This window comes from Pseudomonas sp. C1C7, assembly GCF_013359595.1.
Lineage (GTDB): Bacteria > Pseudomonadota > Gammaproteobacteria > Pseudomonadales > Pseudomonadaceae > Aquipseudomonas.
Genome location: NZ_JABFMP010000019.1, coordinates 37,359 through 60,178 on the forward strand (window position 1 = coordinate 37,359; position 22,820 = coordinate 60,178).

17 protein-coding genes are annotated in these 22,820 nt (G+C 57.8%); 11 read left to right on the forward strand and 6 right to left on the reverse strand.

Going from position 1 to position 22,820, the window contains the following annotated elements; all coding sequences use genetic code 11:
• Nucleotides 1-32: 32 nt before the first annotated feature.
• From HNO86_RS16855 to HNO86_RS16870, 4 genes are all read left to right on the forward strand, one after another.
• Nucleotides 33-815 (forward strand): sugar phosphate isomerase/epimerase, encoded by a 783-nt coding sequence (locus tag HNO86_RS16855; protein WP_175378073.1) that lies wholly within the window; start codon nucleotides 33-35, stop codon nucleotides 813-815.
• Nucleotides 808-1,794, forward strand: coding sequence for a sugar kinase (locus tag HNO86_RS16860; RefSeq protein ID WP_175378074.1), 987 nt, complete (start codon nucleotides 808-810; stop codon nucleotides 1,792-1,794). Before HNO86_RS16855 ends, HNO86_RS16860 begins: the two co-directional genes overlap by 8 nt.
• Nucleotides 1,795-1,916: 122 nt before the next feature.
• Nucleotides 1,917-3,209: an MFS transporter gene (locus HNO86_RS16865; RefSeq protein WP_175378075.1), complete on the forward strand. Its 1,293-nt coding sequence runs from the start codon at nucleotides 1,917-1,919 to the stop codon at nucleotides 3,207-3,209.
• 20 nt (nucleotides 3,210-3,229) lie between these two features.
• Nucleotides 3,230-4,207, forward strand: coding sequence for a D-glycerate dehydrogenase (locus HNO86_RS16870; protein WP_175378076.1), 978 nt, complete (start codon nucleotides 3,230-3,232; stop codon nucleotides 4,205-4,207).
• Between the two features lie 182 nt (nucleotides 4,208-4,389).
• On the opposite strand, the gene HNO86_RS16875 is transcribed toward HNO86_RS16870, so the two are convergent.
• Nucleotides 4,390-5,577, reverse strand: coding sequence for a pyridoxal phosphate-dependent aminotransferase (locus HNO86_RS16875; protein ID WP_175378077.1), 1,188 nt, complete (start codon nucleotides 5,575-5,577; stop codon nucleotides 4,390-4,392).
• 462 nt (nucleotides 5,578-6,039) lie between these two features.
• On the opposite strand from HNO86_RS16875, the gene HNO86_RS16880 reads away from it, so the two are divergent.
• From HNO86_RS16880 to HNO86_RS16910, 7 genes are all read left to right on the forward strand, one after another.
• The gene (locus tag HNO86_RS16880) at nucleotides 6,040-6,321 is read left to right on the forward strand and encodes a helix-turn-helix domain-containing protein (protein ID WP_175378078.1); all 282 of its coding nucleotides are present in this window, start codon (nucleotides 6,040-6,042) and stop codon (nucleotides 6,319-6,321) included.
• 51 nt (nucleotides 6,322-6,372) lie between these two features.
• Nucleotides 6,373-7,098 (forward strand): response regulator transcription factor, encoded by a 726-nt coding sequence (locus tag HNO86_RS16885; RefSeq protein ID WP_175378079.1) that lies wholly within the window; start codon nucleotides 6,373-6,375, stop codon nucleotides 7,096-7,098.
• A 171-nt stretch (nucleotides 7,099-7,269) separates the two neighbouring features.
• Nucleotides 7,270-8,712 (forward strand): RHS repeat-associated core domain-containing protein, encoded by a 1,443-nt coding sequence (locus tag HNO86_RS16890; RefSeq protein WP_175378080.1) that lies wholly within the window; start codon nucleotides 7,270-7,272, stop codon nucleotides 8,710-8,712.
• 225 nt (nucleotides 8,713-8,937) lie between these two features.
• Nucleotides 8,938-9,495 (forward strand): fimbrial protein, encoded by a 558-nt coding sequence (locus HNO86_RS16895; protein WP_175378081.1) that lies wholly within the window; start codon nucleotides 8,938-8,940, stop codon nucleotides 9,493-9,495.
• A gap of 91 nt (nucleotides 9,496-9,586) precedes the next feature.
• Nucleotides 9,587-10,333, forward strand: coding sequence for a molecular chaperone (locus HNO86_RS16900; protein ID WP_175378082.1), 747 nt, complete (start codon nucleotides 9,587-9,589; stop codon nucleotides 10,331-10,333).
• Between the two features lie 32 nt (nucleotides 10,334-10,365).
• Nucleotides 10,366-12,873: a fimbria/pilus outer membrane usher protein gene (locus HNO86_RS16905; protein ID WP_175378083.1), complete on the forward strand. Its 2,508-nt coding sequence runs from the start codon at nucleotides 10,366-10,368 to the stop codon at nucleotides 12,871-12,873.
• A gap of 86 nt (nucleotides 12,874-12,959) precedes the next feature.
• Nucleotides 12,960-14,018, forward strand: coding sequence for a fimbrial protein (locus tag HNO86_RS16910; protein WP_175378084.1), 1,059 nt, complete (start codon nucleotides 12,960-12,962; stop codon nucleotides 14,016-14,018).
• A gap of 20 nt (nucleotides 14,019-14,038) precedes the next feature.
• Here the strand turns inward: HNO86_RS16910 and HNO86_RS16915 are convergent, their stop codons facing one another.
• The 5 genes from HNO86_RS16915 to HNO86_RS16935 form a co-directional block, all read right to left on the reverse strand.
• Nucleotides 14,039-15,484, reverse strand: coding sequence for a hypothetical protein (locus HNO86_RS16915; protein ID WP_175378085.1), 1,446 nt, complete (start codon nucleotides 15,482-15,484; stop codon nucleotides 14,039-14,041).
• Nucleotides 15,485-15,646: 162 nt separating this feature from the next.
• Nucleotides 15,647-17,863: an autotransporter outer membrane beta-barrel domain-containing protein gene (locus HNO86_RS16920; RefSeq protein WP_175378086.1), complete on the reverse strand. Its 2,217-nt coding sequence runs from the start codon at nucleotides 17,861-17,863 to the stop codon at nucleotides 15,647-15,649.
• A gap of 193 nt (nucleotides 17,864-18,056) precedes the next feature.
• Entirely contained in the window at nucleotides 18,057-20,072 is a 2,016-nt protein-coding gene (locus HNO86_RS16925; RefSeq protein ID WP_175378087.1) for a hypothetical protein, read from the reverse strand.
• 239 nt (nucleotides 20,073-20,311) lie between these two features.
• Complete coding sequence (locus tag HNO86_RS16930) at nucleotides 20,312-21,460, reverse strand: glycerate kinase (RefSeq protein ID WP_175378088.1); 1,149 nt, start codon at nucleotides 21,458-21,460, stop codon at nucleotides 20,312-20,314.
• A 221-nt stretch (nucleotides 21,461-21,681) separates the two neighbouring features.
• Nucleotides 21,682-22,803 carry a sugar diacid recognition domain-containing protein gene (locus HNO86_RS16935; protein WP_175378089.1) on the reverse strand — a complete coding sequence of 374 codons (1,122 nt, stop codon included), beginning with the start codon at nucleotides 22,801-22,803 and terminating at the stop codon, nucleotides 21,682-21,684.
• Between the last annotated feature and the right edge of the window lie 17 nt (nucleotides 22,804-22,820).

Genomic DNA, 22,820 nt, shown 5'->3' on the forward strand with positions numbered 1-22,820 from the left:
AAAATGAAACCGGTTTCAGAGGTAGAAAAACAATGAACAAACCCGCTGTTTCCATCAGCCTTTCCAGCTACGGTGCCGATCTGGTCCGCCAGCGCGGTCAGGGCAGCTTCATCGAGGTATTGGCCGCCGCCGGCGCCTCGCACATCGAATGGCGCGAAGAGTTGCTCACCTGCGAAGACCCGGCGCAACTGGCCGCAGCGGCTGAGAAACAGGGCCTGCAAAGCGTGTACTCCTCGCCGATGGAGTTGTGGCTGGCCGGTCAGTCGAAACCCAATGCCCAGTTATCAAGCGCATTGCAACGCGCCCAGGCCTTCGGTGCGAAATGGCTGAAAGTGTCCCTGGGGTATTTCACCGACAACAGCGATCTGCAAAACCTTGCTCGCTTGCTGAATGAAAGCCCGGTGCAACTGCTGGTTGAAAACGACCAGACCCTGCACGGCGGGCGCATCGAACCCTTCCAGCGCTTTTTCGCGGCGGTCGAGCAATACAGCCTGCCGATCAAAATGACTTTCGACATCGGCAACTGGCAGTGGCAAGACCAATCCGCCGCCAGCGCCGCACGCTTGCTCGGTCGCCATGTGGGGTACGTGCACTGCAAGGCCGTGATTCGGCGCACTGACGGCAAACTGGTCGCCATGCCGCCCGCGACCGCCGACGTGCAAGCGTGGGAACACCTGCTGCGGCACATGGCCCAAGGGGTTATGCGCGCCGCGGAATACCCGCTGCAGGGCGATGACCTGGTGCAAGTGACCTGCGAGCACGTCGCCACCCTCGCCCACCTCGGCCAAGCGCAGCTGGAGAGTGCCCATGTCTGATCTCGATATCCTGTCGTTCGGCGAAACCATGGCCATGTTCGTTGCCGATCACAACGGCGACCTGGCCAACGTCGATCACTTCCACAAACGCATTGCCGGCGCCGATAGCAACGTCGCCATCGGCCTGTCCCGACTGGGCTTCAACGTGGCATGGCTGAGTCGGGTTGGCGACGACTCCTTGGGGCGATTCGTGATCGACACCCTGAACAAGGAAGGCATCGATTGCAGCAATGTGGCGATCGATGCGGCGCATCCCACCGGCTTCCAGCTCAAGTCCCGCACTGAAGACGGCGACGATCCCAAGGTCGAATATTTCCGCCGCGGTTCGGCGGCCAGTCACCTGGCGCCGCAGTCGATTGCTCCCGACTTGCTCAAGGCCCGGCACCTGCACGCCACCGGCATTCCTGCGGCGCTTTCCGAAACCACTCGGCAAATGTCGTTCGAACTGATGACCCGTATGCGCGAGGCCGGGCGCAGTGTGTCCTTCGATCCCAACCTGCGCCCGAGCCTGTGGGCCAGCGAGCAGCAGATGATCCGCGAGATCAACCGCCTCGCCGCCCTCGCCCATTGGGTGTTGCCGGGCTTGAGCGAAGGCCGTTTGCTCACCGGTTTCGACGACCCGGCCGATATCGCCGCCTTCTACCTCGACCAGGGTGCCGAAGCCGTGGCGATCAAGCTGGGCCCGCACGGCGCCTACTACCGCACGCATCTGGACCAGGGTTTCGTCGCCGGTGTGCCGGTGCAAACCGTGGTCGACACGGTCGGTGCCGGCGACGGTTTTGCGGTCGGCATGATCAGCGCCCTGCTGGAGAACCACAGCTTTGCCGACGCCGTGAAGCGCGCCAACTGGATTGGCAGCCGGGCGGTGCAGAGTCGCGGGGATATGGAGGGGTTGCCGACCCGGTCCGAGATGTCAGTCGAATTTGAAGGCGCCATCGCGAGCAAGCTCGCTCCTACAGAGGTTTTGTGCCGAGCATAAATAATCGGCATACCACCGAGCCCTGTGGGAGCGGGCTTGCCCGCGATGAGGCCCGCACAAGCAATGAAGATCTGGAACCGTTACCTGCTGCGACAAAAACAACAAGCTCAGGAGCACCACCGATGAAAACCGCAACCCTCGCCACCCGCCGTTGGTGGTACATCATGCCCATCGTGTTCATCACCTACAGCCTGGCGTATCTGGATCGCGCCAACTATGGTTTCGCCGCCGCGTCCGGCATGGCCGCCGACCTGATGATCACCCCCGGCCTGTCATCGATGCTCGGCGCGCTGTTCTTTCTTGGGTACTTTTTCTTCCAGGTGCCCGGCGCGATCTACGCGCAAAAGCACAGCGTGAAGAAGCTGATTTTCGTCAGCCTGATCCTCTGGGGCGGCCTGGCGACGCTGACCGGGATCGTCTCCAACGCCTACTGGCTGATCGTCATCCGCTTCATGCTCGGCGTGGTCGAGGCCGCCGTGATGCCGGCGATGCTGATCTACCTGTGCCACTGGTTCACCCGTGCCGAACGCTCACGGGCCAACACCTTCCTGATCCTTGGCAACCCGGTGACGATGCTGTGGATGTCGGTGGTGTCGGGGTACCTGGTGCAGCATTTCAGCTGGCGCTGGATGTTCATCATAGAAGGCTTGCCGGCGGTGCTCTGGGCATTCATCTGGTGGCGGCTGGCGGATGATCGTCCGGCCCAGGCCAAGTGGCTCAATGACCAGGAAAAACAGGATCTGGAAAGCGCCCTGGCCGCCGAACAGGTCGGGATCAAGGCGGTGAAGAACTACGCCGAAGCCTTCCGTTCGCCAAAAGTCATCATCCTGGCACTGCAATTTTTCTGCTGGAGCATTGGTGTCTACGGCTTCGTCCTGTGGCTGCCGTCGATCCTCAAGGCCGGTGCGCAAATGGACATGATCGAAGCCGGCTGGCTCTCGGCGCTGCCGTATCTGGCCGCAGTGATCGGCATGCTGCTGGTGTCCTGGGGCTCGGACAAACTGCAAAAACGCAAACGCTTCGTCTGGCCGCCGCTGCTGATTGCATCCATCGCGTTCTACGGCTCCTACGCCCTGGGCGCTGAACACTTCTGGTGGTCCTACACCCTGCTGGTGATTGCCGGCGCCTGCATGTATGCGCCCTACGGGCCGTTCTTCGCGATCATCCCGGAAATTCTCCCGGCCAATGTCGCCGGTGGCGCCATGGCCCTGATCAACAGCATGGGCGCGCTCGGCTCGTTTGGCGGTTCCTATCTGGTCGGCTATCTGAACAGCGCCACCGGTTCGCCCGGCGCGTCGTACCTGCTGATGAGCGGCGCACTGATGTTCTCGGTGGTGCTGACGATTTTCCTCAAGCCCGGCGCCAGTGACCGGGAGCGGCCCCCGGTTGCCGTGACTCGCCCCGTCCATTCCTGAATTGAAGTAGAGACCCCACGATGAAAAAGCAGGTTGTGTTGTACAAGAAACTCTCGCCGACACTGATGACCCGTCTTGAGGAACAGGCCGAGGTGACGCTGATCGACAGCCTCGATGCACAGGGCATCGCCAAACTGCGTGCCGCCCTGCCCCGCGCCCACGGTCTGCTCGGCGCCAGCCTGAAGCTGGACGCCGAACTGCTCGATCTGGCGCCGAACCTTCAAGCCATCGCCAGCGTCTCGGTGGGTGTCGACAACTACGACATCGACTACCTCACCGAGCGAGGCATCCTGCTCACCAACACCCCGGACGTGCTCACCGAAACCACCGCCGACACCGGCTTCGCCCTGATCCTGGCCACCGCCCGGCGTGTGGTGGAACTGGCCAACATCGTTCGTGCAGGCCTTTGGCAGCGCAACATCGGCTCCGCGCATTTTGGCACCGATGTGCATGGCAAGACCTTGGGCATCATCGGCATGGGCCGTATAGGTGAAGCCTTGGCCCAGCGCGGGCATTTCGGTTTTGGCATGCCGGTGATCTATCACAGTCACTCGCCAAAACCGGCGGTGGAGCAGCGGTTCGGTGCGCAATACCGCAGCTTGCCGCAGCTGTTGCAGGAAGCGGATTTCGTTTGCCTGACCTTGCCGTTGACCGCTGAAACCGAAGGATTGATTGGGGCGCAGCAATTTGCACAGATGCGTCCCGAGACGATCTTCATCAACATTTCACGGGGCAAGGTGGTCGACGAAAAGGCCCTGATCGAGGCTTTACGCAGCGAGCAGATTCGCGCGGCGGGGCTGGATGTGTTCGAGCGAGAACCGTTGAATCCCGATTCACCGTTGTTGCAGTTGGATAACGTGGTGGCGACGCCGCACATCGGCTCGGCGACCCATGAGACGCGGGAGGCGATGGCCAGGTGTGCGGTGGAGAACCTGTTGGCGGCGCTGGCGGGTGAGCGACCGGCGAATCTGGTGAATGGAAGGGCGTGGAAAGCCTGAGTCAATCGTTGCCTGTCAGTCAGCCATCGCGGGCAAGCCCGCTCCCACAGGGTTCTGTGTCGATCACAACAGCAGACTCAATCGCTAGCGGACTCGCCCTCACAAGGATTTTGTGAACGCCACAGATCTAATGTGGGAGCGAGCCTGCTCGCGATGGCGTCAGAACAGGCGTCGCGATTACTTCAGGCTCGCCGCGCCTCGAGCATGTCGGTCGCACACAGCACAATCCGCCGGCAGGCATCCGCCAGGCGCGGCTGATCGACCACCAAACCGATGCGAATATGCCCCGCCGCACTCGGCCCGAATGCCTCCCCCGCCAGCACCGACACGCCGTAACCTTCCAGCAGGCGTTCAGCAAAATGCTGGGCGGTGAGCCCGGTCTGGCGCACATCGACCATCACGAACATCCCGCCATCCGGCCGGATCGCCCGCAGGCCGGAACAGTGATTGAGGGCGGTACACACCAGATCCCGACGCAGGCGATATTCCTCGCGCATTGTCGCCACTTCAGGCAGGTGCTCATCCAGCGCCAACTGCGAGGCGTTCTGGATGAATTCGGGAATGCCGAACAGCATGCACATAGACAAATGCTCCAGATGATCGGCCAGGCGCTTCGGACCGATCGACCACCCCACCCGCCAGCCGCTCATGGCGTGGGATTTGGACAGGCTGTTGATCGTCGCCGTGCGCTCGGCCATGCCCGGCAGGCTCGCCGGGCTGATGTGCCGGCCCTCATACAACAGGTCGCTGTAGACCTCGTCGCTGATCAACCACAAGTCGTAGCGGATGCACAGGGACGCAATCTCCTGCCAGATCATCAGCGACAGGCTGGCGCCGGACGGATTGTTCGGACTGTTGAGCACGATAGCCCGGGTTTTCGGGGTAATCAGCATGGCGATGTCCGCCGGGTCCACTCGAAAACCGTTTTCCGGACGCACCGCCACCGGCACGACCCTGGCGCCGATGGCACCGAACACGCCTTCATAGGTGACATACATCGGTTCGGCGACAATCACCTCATCGCCCGGATCGAGCAGGCATTGCGCAACCGAATACACCGCGCATTGCGCCCCGGGAAACACCACCACGTGCTCGGCCGACACGTCTTGGCCGCTGCGCTGGTAATGACGACGGGCGATGCTGTCGCGCAGCCCTTGAGTGCCGCGCACAGGCGGATAGTGAGTGTCACCGGCCATCAAGCTGTCGATGGCGGCAAGCACGACGGGATGAGGCGTATCGAAGTCAGGGTCGCCGATCGACAGCAGAAGCACATCGACACCCTGTTCGCGCATTTCAAGCGCTCGATCATGAATTCTCCACGCCGCGGCGCCTTCTCCGGCAATGCGTTGGGTCAAAGCTGAATAGCGCATGTGTTCTCCTGTTGCGCGGGTTCCCTGCCTCAACCCTAACTCAAATCAACAAACGCGCCAGCACGGCGCTGCGAACCGACGGATGGCAACTCACCCAGCCATCAACGGAAAACGACATTTCATGTATTTGCGAAACCAGCGACCTTCATCAAATGCGCTGGACCGCTGGGACAAATCACTCAGTGAATCAAAAGTTTAGTGCGGCGCCGTGGGACATGAAAACTCAGAGATAAGTCCTACGGACTGACGCGCTTTAGCTGACAGCCACATCCCCGAAGGCTGATTAAAGTCCGCTACCTGTAATTTGTGACAGGTTCCAAGGTCGTGAAATAGCGATATAAGAAAATCGTTCTTCAGCCCTGCACCGGGTGCCTGAAGGACGGCCGTGCGAACCATGCCATCAAGCAGTAGGAAGATTCCCCCGTGCCCACGCCGTCAATGATGATGAATGGGAGTTCCGCCATGTACCAATCCGTTAGTGTTTTCGGTCGATCATCCAATCCCCGGGTCATTCAGACCAGGGAAAGCAGCCAACCACAGCCGATCAAGCTCACGAATCGGGAAAAGGAGTTTTTGCAATGGAGTGAGGCCGGCAAGTCTTCATGGGAAATCGCCATGATCGTGGGCTGCAGCGTGGCCAATGTGAATTATCACTTTAATAATATCCGCCGAAAATTCGGCGTGAGTTCGCGCTATCTCGCTGGCAAGTTTGCTCGCGAACAAGGCTTGATCCAAGCGATCTGACTGACGTCTGTGCGGCGGTCGGCGCGCCATTCGACCCCGTTGAGACTCTAGATGAACCTGGATACAACCCCCGCTTCCCTTGATCTATCCCGCGACAGTGCCTGTGCCGATACGCCAGTATCCCATGGGCACCCGCCTGACAAAGCGCTGCGTATCATTCTGGCGGACGATCATCCTGTGGTGCTGACCGGCATCGAAATGCTGTTGTCTGGCACTGAGTTTTCGATCATCGCCAAAGCTCAAAGCGCTGACGAACTGATCCATCACCTGGAGCGCACTTCCTGCGACCTGATTATCAGTGACTATTCGATGCCTGATGGCCGCTTTCCTGATGGTCTGGCCTTAATGGGATATGTGAAACGGCACTTCGCTGATTGCCCCCTGATCGTGATGACCATGTTGCACAACCCGCCTTTGTTGCAGAAGTTGTTGAACACGGGTGTGAATGGACTTTTCTACAAGCGCAGCCCTTTAGGTGATTTGAAACGCGCGGTTTCAAGCGTACTCAACGGGCGCCAATACCTGTGCGCTGCCTTTGCCAGGATGCTGAAAGAGCAATCATTGGCTGTGTCAGAATCAACCGCAGGTCTTTCGGAGCGGGAGCTGGAGGTGGTGCGATTGTTCGTTCAAGGGCTGTCGGGAAGGCAGATTGCCGCCCAGCTTAACCGCAGTGAGAAGACGATCAGTAGACAGAAGCGTACCGCCATGGACAAGTTGGGACTTGGCCATGGCGGTGGGTTGGTGGAGTTTGCGCGGGTTAGTGGGTTGAATGGTTAGCACATGACCGTATTAATCCAGGTTATTTTGTTATTACGATTGTTCCCATTGATAATGCCCTTGCTCTTTTCTGATTCGGTTCCTTTTTTCGCCCGGGGTCTCTTTCGGCTTTGCTGATCTACCCTTGGGTTCTGCGGTGATCGGTTGGTTTTTTACTTTCGGTCTTGTTGATTGACTCTTCGACTCTGTAGCCATCCTGATTATCAAGGTTTGAAAACTGATTTCACCTACGATGCCGACGGCAATCAACAACAAGATGAATTGGGTCGACAGCTGAGCTATGACAGCCAAGGGCGCCTGCTGTCCGTCAAGACACCGGCGGGGCAATCGCTCACGGCGTACCGTTATGACCCACACAACCATTTGCAGTCGGTCAAGGCTGAAGGTGAGACACAGACGTTGCGCTTCTATCAAGGCACGCGGGTCAGCGATACCCTCAAGGATGATCGTCACGTACAGGTTCTCTATCATCGGGGGCAACCCCTGGGACAACAGACACCCGCTGACAACGACGAAACCCTGTTGTTGTTGACCGATGGCAAGGGCTCGGTGCTCGCCGAAAACCAAGGCAGCGATGTGCGCAGCACCGTCTACACCCCTTATGGTGAACGCAGTGACGACACCCAGTTGCGCAGTTTGCTGGCATTCAATGGCGAGGTCGCTGAAAAAACAACAGGCTGGTATCTGCTTGGCAATGGATATCGAGCCTACAACCCGAGCCTGCGGCGCTTCCATACTCCCGACTCCATGAGCCCCTTCGGACCAGGGGGGCTTAATTGGTATATGTACTGTAGTGGTAATCCGATCGCTTTCACCGATCCGACCGGGCACCAGCGGCAGGGGAGAATCATCGACAACATGGCATTCAACTTCGCTGTGGGTGGAGCCATCTCCGGGGCGACCATTTTCCTGGGGATTGTGGCTTCAATCTTTACGTTCAATCCCGCGCCGTTGATCTCTGCTCTGAAGGTCGTGGGCATCCAGGCCACGGCGCAGGCCATCAATATGGCGGTAAATGTTGTGACGTGGGGCGCAACAATCTTGTCCGGAGGTATTGAGGTCGCGCGGATGTTCGTGAAGGATGAAAACTGGAATGAGGCGCTGGGTTGGACCGCGATGGGAATTGATTTGATCGTGCTACCGAATGTGGCGATTCCTACGGCTCCATCGCCAAATTGGACTTTAAAACAGCGAGTACCACCAGAGATGCCAAAAGGGCGAGTCTGGAGAGACATGTTCTCTGTCCCCGCTGGCGAGCGGCCTAACATTTCCAAAGCGACTAGGGTCAAAGCAGCTGAACATGCTAAAGACCTGGCAAAAGTCGAATCTATCGAAATGCCTTCATTCTCTAGAATGGCAACTCTCGAGACAATTCCTGAGGTCAACCCATCTCAGGGAATAAGTGGTGTCATGCCTGGGCCACAAACGGTTGCTGACGTACCCCAAATGCCGCAGCCACTTTCTAGCGCAATACATGAGTCTCCATCCCTTTCCAAGCGAGATCAACTGCTCCAACGCGACACCGACGCCCTGCAGAAGAACATCGTCCTGGATGGTCAAGAGTGGAATCACTTCAGGCAGGGTTGGCACAAACCCGGGGCACTAGGAACGTAACACCTGACGAAAGCCAGGCAACTTCCTCAAGTTGCCTGGCTTTTCCACGCAAGAAACTTTATTTAACAAACTCCATTGATCGCACCCTTTCATTGAGAGTTCTCTCATATCCCCTCGCCCTGCCCCTCCCTAGAATCCGGCCCGCGACACGATGACCGCACAGCGTCATGCCGGTCGATCGATTTTCGTCGCACCCACACTCTCCAACTTCAAGGATTCGAATAGATGAAAAAATCTCTACTCGCCGTTTCCCTGGGACTGATGGCCGCCATGGCGGGCACGTCGGCGTTCGCCGCGACCAGTACCGGACAAATCAACTTTATTGGCACCATCAATGCCAATACCTGCCCGATCGATCCTGTCGATCCAGTCACAGGCGCCCCAGGGCCGATCAATCTGGGTAACGTCGCCGCCGTCGACTTTGGTGGCGTGGCCGATACTGAAGTCGGTGGCCGCGAGTTCGCATTGCGCGTGAAAGACGGTGCAGCCTGTGGCTTCGGCCCAAGCGATACCGCAACAGTCACGTTCACCAGTACCCACGGCAATGCCGGTACCGGTGGCAAATACTATGCGATCCAGACCGGCGGTGCCGGCGGTGTCGCCCTGACCCTCAAGGACCGCAACAATGGCGCTATCGACAACGGTACGCCGTCGATTCCTTATCCGTTGAATGAAACCGGTGAAACCCGGATGGTCTTCCACGCCAAATATCGTTCGATCAGTACCACGGTGACCCCGGGCCCAGTCGTCGCCAACATCAACTTCGTCGCCACTTATCCGTAATCCCGGGTTGTTGAGTGCATGACCATGCGGTCGTGCACTCAAGTACATCGTTAGCGCTCCCGCGAAACATCAGCACGATCTGAGATCACCCATGTTTGAATCGTTCAAGAACAAGCCCCGTGCCGCGGGCGCGCTGATGTGCGCCGTGGCACTGTTATCCCAAGCCTCGCTCAGCCACGCCTCCCTGACACTTAACGCGACACGCGTGGTGTTCGACAGTGATAAACGCAGCGTTTCACTGGTCATTGCCAACCCCAGCGACAAAGTCTTCGCCGTGCAATCCTGGGTCAACACCAGCGCCGACGATACGACCACTGTCGTACCCTTCGTGGCATCGCCACCGTTGTTCCGAATCAACCCGGGCAAAGAGCAGCAGGTGCAAATCAATGGTCTGCCGAACACCCTGCCGAAAGATCGCGAGTCATTGTTTTACTTCAATGCCCAAGAGATTCCGCAGGTTGAAACGGATCTGACCAATGTCTTGAACATCGCCATCCGCACCCGCATCAAGTTCTTCTATCGCCCGGCCGAGTTGAAGGGCAATCCAGGTGAGCGACTCGCAGAACTGCAATGGTCGTTGCAGTCCGCAGGCGGAAAATCGAGCCTGGTGGTCAATAACCCTACCCCGTTCCACTACACCTTCCAGCGACTGGAAGTGACTGACGGCGGTCGATCGAAACGCATCGACAATCCCGCCATGGCTGCTCCCCTGAGCCGCGAGATCTATTCCTTGGGCGACCTCAAAGCCGGCGCTGACGCGAAGGTGTCATTTACCACCATCAACGACTACGGCGGCATTACTACGCCTATCACCTTGCCCCTGCGGCAGGGCCGCTGATTCCGTAGCCCGCACTGTCAGGAAACAAGACCATGATCCGATCTTCAGGAGGCCGGCGCGTGCGCGCTCGCTTGCGTCTGGCTCATTACGTATTCGTCGGCAGCAGTGGCGTGCTGATCGAAGCCGGGCAAGTGCTGGCGCAAACGCAGGCAGTGTTCATGCCGGGCTTCATGCACCAGGGACCAGGCCAGCTTGCCGACGCCGGCCATCTGGCGCTGCAGTCGTTGACCCATGAGCAAGGCCTGGGGCCAGGACGCTATAACGTGCAGATCCGGCTCAACCAGCAGTACGTGGGTGTGCACGACATAGCGTTCATCCAGGGTGACGCGGGGTCGCTCATCCCCTGCCTGACAAGCGCCCTGCTCGATCAATTCGGGGTGAATATCGCCGGCGTGGCCGAACCTGAACTGCTCAAAAACGAATGCCTGGACCTGACACGCGTGATTCCCGGGGCCCACGCCGAGTTCGACGCCGGGCAGCTGGAACTGGCGCTCTCGGTGCCGCAAATTGCCATGCGTCGCAACGTAATCGGCTATGTCGACCCACAACGCTGGGACTATGGCATCAACGCAGCCTTCCTCAACTATCAGGTGTCGGCGCAACAAGGCGATAGCCGTTACGGCGGGAACAACGACAGCCAGGATTTACTCTTGAACGGGGGCGTCAATCTGGGACCGTGGCGTTTGCGCACCAACCAGAGCGGGCGTCAAGGCAGCGAAGGCGAGCGCTCCTGGACACGTGCCTATACCTACGCACAGCGCGACTTGCCAGGCATGAACGCCAACCTGACAGTGGGCGAAGCCTTCAACGGCGGCGATGTGTTCAAAAGCGTTGCGCTCAAGGGTGTGATGCTCAATTCCGATTCCGGCATGCTGCCCGATGTCCTGCAGAATTATTCACCCATCGTTCGGGGCGTGGCATTCAGCCGGGCGCGTGTGGAAGTGCGCCAAAGCGGTTTTCCGATCTACTCCACCTACGTCAGCGCGGGGCCGTTTGAAATCGACGATTTAAACACCGGCGGTGGCAGTGGCGAGCTGGAGATCATCATTACCGAGGCGGACGGCCAGGTCCGTCGCTTCAGCCAGCCTTACGCTTCGCTTGGCAATCTGCTACGGGAAAACACGTGGAAATATAACGTCGCCATCGGCCGTTATAACGCGACGAACAGCCTTGACGACCCGTTGCTGTGGCAAGGAACGCTGGCCGCGGGTGTCGGTGCGGGCATGACCTTGTACGGGGGGCTGCAAGCCAGCGACTACTACCAGGCAACCAATCTGGGCGCGGCGAAAGACCTCGGTGCAATCGGCGCATTCGCGCTGGACGTCACCCGGTCCAGTGCCGATATCGATGTGCAGAATGCAGGCACCGTGCAGGGCATGAGCTATGCGATCAAGTACGGCAAGACCTTCGATTCGCGTACCAGTCTGCGTTTTGCCGGTTACCGTTATTCCACCGAAGGCTATCGGGATTTCGATGAAGCCGTTCGCGAGCGCAGCCTGGACTCGACCTACAGAGGCAGCCGGCGCAGTCGCCTGGAGGCATCGGTCTACCAGGGCGTCGGCCAGCAGAGCTCGCTGACCTTGACGCTCTCGCAGGAAGATTTCTGGCGCACCAATGACCAGCTTCGTCAGTATCAATTCAATTTCAACACACGCCATCAAGGCATCAATTACAGCCTGTACGCCGGCCAATCGCTGCGTACCCGCCAGCAATCGAGCGATCGACAAGTAGGGCTGAGCATTTCGTTCCCGCTGGATTTCGGTCACAACAGTTCCGCGAGCCTGGACATGCAGAAAACCGGATCGACGTTCAGCCAGCGCGCCAGCGTGACCGGCAGCATGGATGAGAATCGCCTGGGTTATCGCGCGGGCATCGTCAACGAAGACGGGCAACAGCAGTCAGCCGAACTGTCGATGAGTTATCAAACGACCGTCGGCAACGTTGGCGCGGGGCTGAACTACGGCAATGCCTACCGCAATCTTTCGCTGAACGCGGCGGGTGCCATCCTGCTGCACGACGATGGGGTCCAATTCGGTCCTTACCTGGGGGAAACCGCCGGCCTGATCGAAGTGCCGGGGGTCAAGGATATCGGCGTAGTCAGTACGCCGGGAGTACGCACCAATGAGCGGGGTTACGCCCTGGTGCCTTACCTGCGTCCCTACCGGATCAATCAGATAGAGCTCAATACCGATGAATTGGGGCCGGAAATTGAACTGGACAATGGCACGGCTCAAGTCGTGCCCCGGCGCGGTGCGCTAGTCAAGCATTCATTCGCCGCTCGAACCGTTACACGGGTGGTGATCACCGGTTCGTACAAGGGGCAGCCGCTGCCTTTTGGCGCCCAGGTCAAAGACGCACAAGGCGAAGTCATCGCCGTGGTCGGCCAGGGCGGCCAAGCCTTGCTCAGCACCCATGAAAATCCTCAGACGCTCTCCGTTGCATGGGGTGAGCACGCTGGCCAACAGTGCAGCATGTCAATCGATCCGAAGGGCATGAAGTTGTCCCAGGGATATCGCCTGCACCCATCGATCTGCCAATAACCCACTCTCCTTCAGGCGGTGTCGACCGACGCCGCTTTATCTCGGGATAATCCGTAATGAAACGAACAAAGCGACACGTGTTCAGCATGATCAGCGTGCTGGCAGGCTGCCAATTCGCTCAGCAGGCCCTTGCCAATACCTGTCGGTGGGATACAGTAGCCGGCCCCATTAACTATCAAGCCAATCTGGGCTCCGTTTACGTGCCTCGGGATGCGAGTGTGGGCAGTGTCATCGGCGTGGTCGACCAATTTGTTTTCAGTAACTCGTCAGGACCTGCCATTACGTGCACCAACGATGGAACTGGCGTGACGCTGAATTTCAGTGCCCGAAATGTGGCCCCGTTTGATCGCAGGTTCCAGGGTTCCATAAACGGTGAACGCAGCACCGACAAGATTTTTGCGACCAATGTACCCGGCGTCGGTGCCCGCATCACACTTGAGTCCGGATTCAACGGAGCGGGCAATGCGTTCAAGCCCATCGGTGGCTCTCCCATCGTGCCTTTCGATGCGGTGTTGGATCAGCGGCTGATCGTACCGTTCAACCTGTCAAGGCTCAGAAGCCAGGTGACGCTGATTAAAACCGGACCTATCGCGCCCGGTCCGCAGATCGTGAACCGGCATATGTTCGATGGGCATTTTTCCGACATCGGTAGAGGCTTCGGGTACAACTTGAATGCGACCGTCATTCAGTCCCAGTGCGCTGTCGGCGCCAACCCCGTGAGCGTCGATCCGGTGCCGCTCGGGACTTGGCAGGTATCGGATTTCACGCATCCGGGCTTCAGCACTTCCCCAGCTGCGTTCACCATCACCTTGTCCAGCTGTGAGGCAGACCCGACAAACGCCAACCAGGCCAATGCTCACATTCGCCTGGACGGTGCCAATGGGTCGTTGCCGGTGGGTGATGGCAGTCAAGGTGTGTTTAGCCTCAGCAGCGGATCGACCGCGCGCGGCGTAGGCATGCAAATAATGCGCGGCGATGGAGTCACGCCAGTGCCGCTGGGGGCTGACGTGTCATTCGGCGCCATTGAAGATGGCCGGGATAAAACCCTCGATTTCACCGCGCGTTTCTACCAGATCGACAACGTTGGCCAGATTGGCCCGGGTAGGGCTGAGGGGGCGCTGAGTTTCACCATTACCTATCAATAACGCCCCCTCGCCTGTCACAGTCAAGCCAGTAAATTGGGCTTCAAATGAATGAATGTTGTCCATCGCTCGCCGCCATTGAAACTGACCTTGGTCTCGACCGTAAATCTGCTATTGATTGCGAGGGATGTGATGAAATCTTTAGGTAAGTTGACACGTACGCCATCGGTCACTTGCGCCTGTGTAACCTGATGCTTGTCCAGAACGATACGACTTACGGATTGACCTTGTGTATCCCTGCCAGAAACCGTGATCGTTACCAGCGACATGACGCTGATGTACACCCAATTTCTTTGATGGACAGGCAAACCTGTACTGGGTATCGATGCTTTTGACACAGGGTCGCTGAACGGAGACTGAAGTTGTGGCACGGGAAATTTAGTGGCCGCAAAGTTACCGATCGCAAGCGTCAGACCTTCGGATTTTTTTTCCGTGGCATCCGGCAAGGTCAGTTCATAGTAAACCGGCACACTTTTGCCAAAATAAGCGGCGATATTGGGGGCGGGGATTTTCACTTCTTTAACGCCCCACGGAACAGGCAGTGAGATAGACCCAAGTGCATCACGTTCGCCAAACTGGAATACGACCCTGTCATCGTCATAATAGTTGGCTTCTTCGGGTATTTGTCCGGTTGCACCGCTTACTGTTTTGTCCGGATTCAGATCGGCATATTGGGAGGGACTGCCCTCAGCCTGTACGACCCAAGGGTGCGGAGTAACGCGCGGAGGGCGTATAACCGCGACCAGAAACTCTACCTCCTTGGAGGTTTTGGACGGATTACCGGCTCTATCTTCAACTTCATAACTGATGGTATGTGGACCATCGCCCATTTCGCGGATTAACGCTTCCGCGAGCTCGAACTTGGTGGGATCATATTGATTATCCCGATCGAGCACCTTAACGAGTTCCTTGTACTCTCCATTATTGACGTTCAAGTATTTCATTATGACCCTATTCCCGGGCTCTGGCTCAATGTGGGCAGGGATGTTAACTTGCAAAGTCCCGTCGTGATCGATGAGGTATTGTTCAGTGAGGCCGTCCTGGATAATCGCCGGGTCAATCAGAGGCTCATCATTAAAGGCCAGCTCAGGCGGGGTTAAATCCACCGTCATTCTATAGGAATCTGACCCATACTCATCGCCCGTGTAACTGGTCACCTTATACAAAAGAAAATTAGAGCCTTCGCGAAGGCTGTCTGACGGAAGGTTGATATACAAATCGGATGAGGGAATGGGATGAGAGGTGAATTGTTTACGCTCAACACTGTCGTCGTTGAGCACAAGTTCAAGGTACTCTGGGTTTTGCTCAGACGGCTCTGAGTTGTGCCATTGAGGAAACTCGACTCTCACGTCCTTGGACAAGGCACTTGTTGCCAGCAGATTGAACTGGCCGCCGTCAATATTTTCCAACACACCGATAACCTTGGGTTCGTCCAGCGGTGCGTCAATTTGCTGATGGGTACTGAGCATGACCTGTTCTCCTACGCTATAAATGGCGATGAAGAGCAGTAGATACTTTTTTTTCAGAATCGGGTACTAACAGATCTGCTAGGGTTCACGAACCCTAGCAGTTGAAAGTTGGACGAAGTTCATCCCGCGAAAAACACCGCGAGACAAACTTCCCAACGCCTTTTAGAACAAATGACGCACGCCGAAATTGACACCCCACGGTTGTTCAATATGTTCGCCATTGCTGTAATCGAGGTCCACGTGCATCGACGTCTTTTCTGTGAATGACAACGATACACCGGCGCCCAGTTTGCCACGGGAGCCTTGCAGATCGTTATTGAACGCGTTGCCATTGACCTTGACTTCGTTGTTTTTGGCGAACTCATGCACATAGGCCGCGCGAATGTACGGCTGCACGACTTTGCCTTCCCCCAGATCAATATTGCGACCAGCGGTGGCACCCAGCTCTCCCAGTAGCGAATGGGTTCTATCGTTTTCAGCGGCAAGGCCATTATCCAGGTCATAGTGCTTGCCCTGAATCGTCACACCCGCCAACTGGCCGTAGGGCTCGATAAAGATGCCGTCGCGCAGAGCGATGTGCCGGCCCAACTCCAGTGACGCGCCCACCGCATTATTTCGGTAGTCGCCCTTGGTTTTTGTCCCATCGCTGAGCCGCACATCGGACTCATTCTGAAAACGGTTGAACTTGATCACCCCGTCGAAGTAATAACCGCTCTCTGGGTCCAGCCAAGTGGTGTAGGCACCCACATAGTAACTATCGATTGTGCCATTGGTGCCTTGGCCAATGTTCAGATCCGACTGACTGTAACCGCCCAGCAAGCCAAACACCCATTGACCGCCTTCGATCGGCAACGGCGCATCGGCACCGAAGGACAAACCTTGCTGAGTTTGCTCGTAGCCCAGGCCTGAGCTGGCGCTGACGTTGAATTTGTTGCCGTAAGCGCGAATCCAGCCACCCGACTTGCCTTGATCTCTGCGCACTTCGCCCATGCGGGTACGCAACGTGCTCAGCTCAGCGTTCCATACCGTTGGCGCAGCGTTGAACAGAGCCATCACCGATTGTGTTCCCGGGCTGATCACCTTGGTTTGCGAATTGAGAACCCATTCATTGGCGTTCTGTTGGGTCAAGTCATAGGAAAATGCGCCCAGATCCACCGGGCCATTCAACAGTGAAAATGTGGCATCACCACTGGCGATACGTATGACTGGGATATCACCTGCGACAGTGGGCTCGGCACCACTGCTGCCCATGGCGACCTTGTGATTGCCCGTGGCGTTGCCCGTGACTTCCAGGGTATCGACCTGGCCCGTGACAAAGTTGGCATCCATGATGAAGATTCCACCGGTTCCGATCAGGTTGCCGACCGACAACTTGTAGAAGTCCGTCGGGCTACCGAACTGGATCGTCCCGCCGTTATTCATCGATAGATTGGCAATGTCACCAGCGCCCGTCATGACCCATTTCGCGCCGTTGTTGACGGCCAGAGATCCAACATTTTCAAGCCGCCCTGTCAATGACGCACTGTTATCCAACGTCACGCTCGCCGAACTGCTGGCATCGACAATGACATCTCCCAGCAACGCACTGTTGTCGACCTGAAAGTCCGCCCTGGCACCGTTATTGACTTCCAGAATCGCTCCGTTGCCGCCCACCAGGGAAGAGCCGTTCTTGACGACGATATGGGTTTGTTCGGTGTTGGTCTGTGCCGCGCCGTTGATGGCGATTGCCGCCCCACTGAGACCTTCGACACGGGTCTGGTCCAGTACAACGCTATTGTCGGCGGCCAATGCACCGCTCGGTCGAAGCTGAATACCATTCAAGCCACCGGCTATCGTGCTGCGAGTGGTGGAAAGCTTGCCACCGACCATGGACGCCCCCACACCGGTGGCATTGGTGGCGGACAGTGTGCTTCGCTCCAACGTCAATGTACTCGCGGCACTGATCAGCGCTCCCCGCAGCGCACCGCTGATCTGGCTGTCGCTGACCTGCGCTTGCGAGCCGGTATTGGTACTTGTGTCACGCCCCAGGCTTAAACCGGTGGTGCTGCTGGTGATGTTGCTGTTGTTACTGATATTCGCACTACTGGCGACCAACACCACCCCATTGGCCGAACCCGTGGCACTCACGCTCGTATTATTGAGATTCACAGTTGAAGCACCCACGGCGGAGATTTGCGAAGTCGTCGCGCCATTTGCGTTCAGGATGGCACCGACACTGAGCTCATAGGTGTTGAGTGGCTGCGTCGGTCCGATGGTTGTTTCGCCACCCACCAGCGCCAAGGCCAGCGCTTGTTGACTGAAGAGCAATACTGGCGCGATCGCGATGGATTTAAGTAAATGCGCCAATGGGGTCAAACTGAACGAGTGAGTTGCTGACATGAGTCCACCTTTGGAAGGGTCGTGGCATAGCGTTCAGGTCCCGTCAAATTTTTCTGAAGAACCTGTATGAACCTGCAAAAGGGGGCGAGATTAGCGGCAGCTTTCATCAAAATATGTAGGACTAATCCTGCGCTACGTCAGAACAATCTCGCCCAGTGGAGTCGGCTTTCATCCGACTCCACCAGACTGGCAACTACTTGGCTCGGGGTGGTGGAAGCGGGCAAGTACCCGGTTGGGTCGCCTCATGCATGCCGACGTTGGCTTGCAGCACGTTTGAAGTAACCGAAACTCCATTCAATGTGAAGTTATAAGTGACCCGACCTCTACCATCCTTATCGTTTTCATCAACGTAAGTCGGCAGGACATAGGTCTGAGGTGGAGCAACCCGCCATTGAAAGCCTGTGACAGGAAAAGCACCGTTGTCATCCGTGAGAGTGATTGGTGCGTCTAATGTCGTGCCTGGAATGGGAGCAGGATCACCGGTGCGACCGGGAAGCGCCCACCATTTCATATTCACGGTATCACCAGGCTCGAGCCATTGGCTCAGGTCAGGGACATTGACCACGATGGCGTGGTCCGGTCCTTCCAGGGATGGGCACGTCAGCCAGCCCGCTCCGTTCACCTTATTGAACTTCGCGGCCTCGGGACGCAGCACAACGGCATTGGCGTTGACGCTTCTGTCCGGCGATTGTTGTTCGTTAGGTGAATCAGGGCTGCCAATTCGGTAATACATCTTTAAATTCGGATCATTGTTCGCTTGCAGGATGTACTTCCATAAAACCGTTACGGTGATTTCTTCTCCCTCCGACTCACCATCGACGGTCTTATCCGCCTCCGGCATATGAATGCCGGCCCAGTAAAATTTGATGGTTTCGCCATCATTGACTGGCCCATAAAGTTTGAAGGTAAATTCGGCGTCTTTTCCTTCATCCGCCGGCACCAGTTTGTTCACCTCTTTTGAGAAGCTGGTCACAGTGCCCTGGTCCAGATCAGGGTTGACCGGATTCGGCCAGTCGATGTCAGGGAGAGGCCGCGGTGGCCCGACCTTGAACTCGAAATTGACGTCGACCTGGATGGCCTGAACCCCACCGAAAGGCGCGCCGCCGCGCAATACTCGATAACTGACATTGGTTTTTTTGTCGCCAGTGGCGTCGCCATATTCCTTTTGCAGCGTTGCGGCAGGCATTGGAAATTTCAGTTCGGCACCGGGGGTTGGGCCGACCGGGAAAGCTTCTAGAACCGTATCGCCCCAAGTGACTTCAATTTCATCCCTTGGCTTCCAGTTGTCGTACAAAGCTATAAGCACCCAGATGCCCGCGATGGCGTCCTCGATGTCGAGGCCATCTTCGGATAACGGAACTTCGGGTAAATGGAGGTTGGCGGGCAACGCACCCAAAGCGACGTGCACTCTCGCATAGGCGGCGAAACTGCTTCTGTTCAAGGCCTTATCGAACAATGCATACGAGACGAAACAGTTTCCGTCACCCACTGCCTTGATATGGTCAGCATCAAACGTGACCGTTTGTAGTGGAGGTACTGGTACTGGACCCTTATAAGGGAGGTCCTCGGGCGTTGGCGGAAGGACGCGTTCCCAACCGTAGATAACCGTGTCTGCGTCATTGTGGACTACATAAGGGGGGATCGTCCCCACCACTGAGTCGACGTTGGCATCGGTAATGACCGTATTCGGGAAGGTCATCGCATCCGGTTCTGGTTGAGTCGGCCCTCGTGGTGCCGTCTGATCACAAATCACCTGGACCGGTGTCGACCAAAACACATCTCCCTTGTAATCCATGACTGAATATTTAAGCGTGTAACGACCGTCGGGCAGCAGTTCGTCAGCAGGCACTTTCATGTCTCTTGGCAACGCCGGGTAGTTCGGGACTGTATACGTTTCGGAATCGACTTCCTTGTACGGCAGGCTCGAGTCATCAGGATCATGCCCCTTTGCCCAGTACAACTTCACTGTTTCCTCATCACCATCGACATCAGGCAAGTTGTCCCACCAGACTAGCTTTGCCGACAAGCCGCCCTTGAGCATCGGCCCTTTGAGTGTGCCATCAGCGGGGTCTGCCATGCTGCCCGTCAGATCCGGTGGAGCAAGATCGGCCATGACCTGTCGGGGTTGCTCACGGGCTCGTTTTGCACGCAACGCCCTGTAGTCATCCCGTGTTTGCTGTGCCTTGACTTGCTTTAGCGAGACTGCCATTTCGAATTCTCCAGTAGATTGGGTATTCAGCCATGACTGCCTGGCAGCGCGATCAACTACGGGAGGCACTGCAAAAAACGCCCTGTCGTTCTGCCGGTCCAGTTGAAGCCTGTGGCAGATTAAGCACGCATTTGTAGAGTCTCGATACTGTCAAAGTTGACAGGTGGTTACCTATACATACAGCTGGGGTTGGAGGGCGGCACATCTTCGTGTCAAAGGCTCGCAGCCTTCAGCAGCTCCTAAAGGGGATCGCGTAACGCTGCCATCCGCCACACTCGCGCGATATCGCTCGCTCGTTCTCGCAACAGCAGCGGTGCATTCGCGCAGGCTTGCTCCAACGTCATCGGTCCGCTTACCAAAGCAAACGCGGCATCGATGCCATGGGCGTACAGATCCTGATAACCCTCGCCCAGAGAGCCGGCCATGACGATCACCGGCACGCCCTTTTCGCGAGCGATTTGCGCAACGCCAAACGGCGTCTTGCCACGCAAAGTCTGCGCATCGAATCGCCCTTCGCCGGTGATGACCAGATCGGCGCCTTCGACCGCTTCTGCAAGGCCCACCAGTTCAGCCACCACTTCCACCCCAGGCAAGAACTGCGCACCGAGAAACGCCTTGGCGGCAAAGCCCAACCCGCCGGCGGCACCGCTGCCCGGCTCGTCGCGCACGTCTTTGCCCAACACCTTCGCGCAGTGATCGGCGAAGTGTCCCAGCGCATGGTCCAGTCGCTGGACCTGCTCGGGCGAGGCGCCTTTTTGTGGGCCGAAAATCGCTGATGCGCCGTGGGGACCGCATAGCGGATTGTTCACATCGGCGGCAATGTCGAAACGCACATTGGCCACTCGAGGATCGATGTCGCTCAGGTCGATGCGCAACAGTTGCGTGAGCGCGAGGCCGCCCGGTGCCAGGGTCTGGCCTTGGGCATCGAGCAGTTTCACGCCCAGGGCTTGCATGGCCCCGGCGCCACCGTCATTGGTGGCGCTGCCGCCGATGGCGAGGATGATGCGTTGTGCACCGGCATCCAGTGCCGCGCTGATCAGTTCGCCGGTGCCGAAGGTGCTGCTGATGCAGGCATCGCGCCGGTCGACCGGGACCAATTGCAAGCCACTGGCTTCGGCCATTTCGATGATCGCGGTGTGACTGTGGGGCAACCAACCCCAGGCGGCTTGGACCGTCGTACCCAGCGGACCTCGCACTTGCGCATGCCGAAGCTGGCCATCGCACGCCGCCAGCACCGACTCCACCGTTCCCTCCCCGCCATCGGCCATCGGGCATTTGATCAATTGCGCATCGGGCCAGACCTCTGCCAGGCCGAGGGCAATGGCATCGGCCACGCCTTGAGCGCTGAGGCTGTCTTTGAACGAGTCAGGGGCTATCACGATTTTCATGGGAATTCTCCAGTTCCATTGCCCTCATGCTGCCAGCCGGCACGCGCAATAACGCCGGTCCGCTGCACAAGCGGCATTGAGGATTATTGTTCATTTCCACAAAACCGGAACTCACATAATCCCTGTCCCCTGTAGGAGCTGCCGAAGGCTGCGAGCTTTTGATCTTGATCCTGAAAAATCAAAAGATCGCAGCCTTCGGCAGCTCCTACAGGAAGATTTGACTACGGGACAGGGTCAGTCTGCGCAAGGAGCTGGACGCCGAGGTACAGGGCGAGCATGCCATCCAGGCGTAGTGGGTCGACGCCGCTGAGTTCGGCAATGCGCTCCATGCGATAGCGCAAACTGTTGCGGTGAATGCCCAGTGCGTCGGCGCAGGCCTGGCTCTGGCCGTCGTGGTCGCACCAGCTGCGCAGTGTCGCCAGCAACTGGCCGTTGCTGTCCTTGGCGATGACTTTGCGCAAGGGGTTGAGCAGCTCGTCCAGGGCATCGTCATTGCGGTGGCGCCAGAGCATCACCGGCAATCGATAGCGATTGAGCGACAGCAATCGTGAACGGGGCAACACTTCGCGACCGTAGGCCAGCAAGTCTGCGACTCGCCGATAGCAACGGCGCAAACCCGACAAGCCATCGGCCTGCCCACCCACCGCAATGCGCAAGATGTGCCAACCCAGGCCATCGAGTTTTTCCAGCAAGCGATCGTGCTCGATCGTCTGATGCGCCGGTCGACACCAAAGCAATGACGACGTGGCCGAACTCACGCACCAACTATCGGGGTAGCGCGATGTCAACCAGGCACTGAGTGCCTCGACCGTTTGCCCTGGCCCGTGCTCCATCCCCAATTCGAACAGATACGGCACCCGCGTCATTTGCGGCTTGAGCCCGAGCTGTTGTGCTTCATCGATCAGCCGAGGCGAATCCCCGCCCTCGCTGAGCAACAACGCCAGCAGATCATCGCAACGCTGTCGGCGCCATTGTTGTTCGGCTTGCTGGTTGCGCTGGCCCACCAGCATTTCGGCGGTCATGCGCACGAGGGCGGCGTAGGTGCGTAGCTGGTCGGGCTCGCCGGTGATGCCCAGTACGCCGATCAAACGCTGGTCGAGCATCAGCGGCAAGTTGATGCCCGGCTGCACGCCCTTGAGATGAATCGCCGTCTGCGCATCGATCTCCACCACGCGGCCGTTGGCCAGCACCAGTTGCGCACCTTCATGGCGGGTGTTGATGCGCTCCGGCTCGCCGCTGCCGAGAATCAACCCCTGGCTGTCCATGACATTGACGTTGTACGGCAGGATGGCCATCGCCCGGTCGACGATGTCCTGCGCCAGGTCGTGATCGAGTTCAAACATGGGGGAATCCTTGCAAG